This is a genomic window from Campylobacter sp. BCW_6467, from assembly GCF_001762855.1.
Taxonomy (GTDB): Bacteria; Campylobacterota; Campylobacteria; order Campylobacterales; family Campylobacteraceae; genus Campylobacter_D; species Campylobacter_D jejuni.
Genome location: NZ_MJXP01000044.1, coordinates 1 through 821, shown reverse-complemented (window position 1 = coordinate 821; position 821 = coordinate 1). Strand labels below are relative to the sequence as shown.

1 protein-coding gene is annotated in these 821 nt (G+C 30.6%); it reads right to left on the bottom strand.

The window, feature by feature from the left end; genetic code table 11:
- The coding region (locus tag AJ888_RS06350) for a Cj0814 family flagellar-dependent secreted protein (protein ID WP_368783381.1) at window positions 1-821 on the bottom strand (821 nt) is incomplete at both ends.

Below are 821 nucleotides of genomic sequence, written 5' to 3'. Positions count from 1 at the left end.
TATTATTTACAAAAGAATTTATACTTTCATTACTTGCTTTCCAACCATTAGCTTTTGCTTGATGAAATTCTCTATCAAAAGAGATTCCACTGCCTACGTATATATTTTGCCATTTAACTCCTTTTTCCATTGCATAAATACCTGCATCAAGCCAACCCTCTTGTGCATAACCTTTTAATAAACTTGCAAAATCAACTTTTCCTGTCATAATGTCATCTAAGGAAACGCTAAAAGAAGGATTTGCTTTCATTTCTAGCTCAAGTTTTGCTTCACGAACTTTTGCTTCAGGACTAAAAACAACTTGATTTGGAGATGGAAAAGGTGGATAGGATTTTAAAAAACTCATAAACAAAGCTTCTTTAGAATAGCTTCCATCTTCATTTTTTGGATAAACTGACATATCAGGATTAAAGTCACCTTCAATTGAAGGATCTTGCTCCATACTTTGTGGAGAAAAGTCAAGTTTCATAAGGTTCATATCCAAACCCATAGTAGAATATTTAATCGCTTGTGCTTCGTGAAATTGTTCCGCATTAAATATATTTTTTACAATTTTTTCATTGTCTTCATTATTAATATAATTTAATCCTTTAGGCAATTGTTCTAAATCTGCTTTGCTAAAACTTGTTTTATCATTTGGAAATGCACTTATTACTTGATTAAAGCTATTATAATAGGATTTAACAATAGAAGCCATATCAAAACTATTATAATAGTTTCCACTAGTTTCATCAGCCATACCATTTTGATTAAATCTCTCTATCTCATCTAAAGTAGATTTATGTATCTTAAAATCTTCAGGCAATCCTGCAGCTTTGTTA